We start from the raw sequence: 2,586 nt of genomic DNA on the forward strand, positions 1-2,586 counted from the left end.
GGCGCGGGCGACGATGTGCTGGAGGGCTACAGCGGCGACGACAAGATCGTCGGCGGAGCCGGCAACGACACGCTGACCGGCGGCAGCGGCAAGGACGTGTTCGTCATCGAAGGCATCGGCGAACTCGGCGCGAACGGCGACATCATCACCGATTTCAGCACGGCCGACGACACGCTCGACCTCGGCGGCCTGCTGGCCCAGCTCGGCTACGCGGGCACCAGACCGTTCCAGGATGGCTTCCTGTCGCTGCGCGACGTCACGTCCAACGGCAAGGCGAGCACCGCCATCGACATCGACGTCGATGGCCCGGGCGGCTCGACCACCAAGCGCACCGTCGTCACGCTGCAAGGCGTCACCCAGGCCGATCTGAAGAGCGCGCCGGGCAGCATCCTGCCGGGCGGCCCCGTCGACGGAAGTTCGACTCCGACAAACCGCCGTCCGCTGGTCACCGGATACGCCCGGTCGATCGGTGTCGGCGGCACGCTGGCCAGCCCCTCGCTGTTCAGCGCCATCGATCCGGACGGCGACGCGATCACCGAGATCGAAATCACCGATCCGGATGGCCGCGGCTCCTTCTTCCTGAACGGGACCCAGAAAACGGGCAAGTTCACCGTCAGCGTCGCCGATCTCGCCAAGCTCGAATACCGGGCGACCTCCGCCACCGGTTCGGAGACGCTGAGCGTGCGGGCCCGCGATGCCGGAGGCTACGGCGTGGCGGCCGACATCACGGTCACCATCACCGAAAAGCCGCGCCAAGTGCGCTTTGATGTGAACGGGGATGGTAAGGCCAACCTTCTGTGGCGCAACCGCGACGGCCGCATCGCGGTGTCGCTGCCGACCGGTCTGACGGAGTTCATGAGCGCCGGAGGGGTGGCCAACAACCCCGGCGTGGACTGGCGCCTGATCGGGGTGGCCGATTTCAACGGCGACGGCAAGGCGGACTTGCTGTTCCGCCACGCCGACGACAGCTTGGCGGTCTGGCAGCTCGACGGCGCCACCGTGACCGACGGCGCCACGCTGGCCAGCCCTGGCCGGCGGTGGCAGGTGGCGGCCATCGGTGACTTCAACGGCGACGGCAAGGCCGACGTCGTCTTCCAGAACCGCGCCGCCCTGACCGGCGACCAGGTCACCGGCCAACTGCTGGTCTATGCCGACGGCAAGCCGCCGGTCGGCACCGCCACCCCGGTCGCCGGCCCCGGCGTGGGTTGGAGCATCGCCGGGGTCGATGACTTCGACGGCAACGGCAAGCAGGAACTGCTGTGGCGCCACATCGACGGCCGCATCGCCGTCGGTGCGCCCGATGCCACCGCGCTGACCATGGTCACCGACCAGACCAACGCCAACCCCGGCATCACGATCGGCCGGCTGGCCCGCATCCTGGGCACCGGCGACGTCAACCGCGACGGCGCCGCCGACATTCTGTGGCGCGACCGTGACGGCACGCTCTACGCCACGTTGATGACCCCCGCCACCGCGGGCCGGGCACAGCTCACCAGCAGCGCCGGGCTGGGCGGCACCCTGGCCGACGGCTGGTCGGTGTGGGGCACCGGCGACGTCGACGGCGACGGCGACCTCAACGTGATCTGGCACCAGAACGACCCGGCCAGGGCCGGTCTCGGCAATCTCAGCCTCAATCGCTGGAACGAGGCCAGCGGCACGGTGCAGGCCAACCCCGGCGCGGGCTGGTCGCTGGTCAACCGGCAGGGGCTGGCGACGCCGCCGAGGGCGGTTCAGAACAGCGACTTCGACGGCGACGGCATCGCCGACATCCTGTTCCGCAATCCGGCGACCGGACAGCTGGCGATGTGGCGGCTGGACGGCTTCACCATCGCCCAGGGCTCCGGCGCGGTGGGGGTATCGCCGGGCACGGAGTGGACGGTGCAGGCGACCGGCGATTTCGACGGCGACGGCAAGGCCGACCTCTTCTACCGCAACACCCGCACCGGCGACGTCGGGCTGTGGATGATGGACGGCACGCAGCTGCGCCGGGCCGAGCTGGTGTCCTCGCTGCCCGGCGAATGGGTGCCGGCGGTGACCGGCGACTTCAACGGCGACGGCCAATCCGACATCCTGTGGCGCAACACCCAGACCGCCGAAGTGGGCATGTGGGACATGGACGACGGCAAGCTGCGCAAAGCCGCCGCCTTTGGCCAGATCGACGCCGATTGGACGCCCTTGGGCGCCGCCGACGTCGATGGCGACGGCAAGTCCGACATCCTGTGGCGCAACACCAAGACCGCCCAGCTCGGCCTGTGGAAGATGGACGGCATGACGCTGGTGCAGGCCGGGCTGACCGCGATGCAGGCGCCGGGCGACTGGGCGCCGGCGGCGATCGGCGAGTTCGACGGCGACGGCAAGGCCGACATGCTGTGGCGCAACAAGACGACCGGTCAGGTCGGCATCTGGCGCATGAACGGTTTCGACAACGGCTTGGCGCAGGTGCTCGACAGCATCCCCAACGACTGGATGGTCGAGGGCACCGGCGACTACGACGGCGATGGCATCGACGACGTGCTGTGGCGCCAGCAGGGCACCGACCAGATGGCCGCCTGGTTCATCCACAACAAGGGCGGCTCGGTCGGCATC

The 2,586-nt window shown here is 69.8% G+C and carries 1 protein-coding gene; it reads left to right on the forward strand.

From position 1 onward, the window contains the following. Window positions 1–2,586 (forward strand): FG-GAP-like repeat-containing protein (locus tag ACFPMG_RS27765; protein WP_376998436.1); only part of this gene is annotated, 2,586 nt, incomplete at both ends.

This window comes from Azospirillum himalayense (assembly GCF_042657465.1).
Classification (GTDB): domain Bacteria; phylum Pseudomonadota; class Alphaproteobacteria; order Azospirillales; family Azospirillaceae; genus Azospirillum; species Azospirillum himalayense.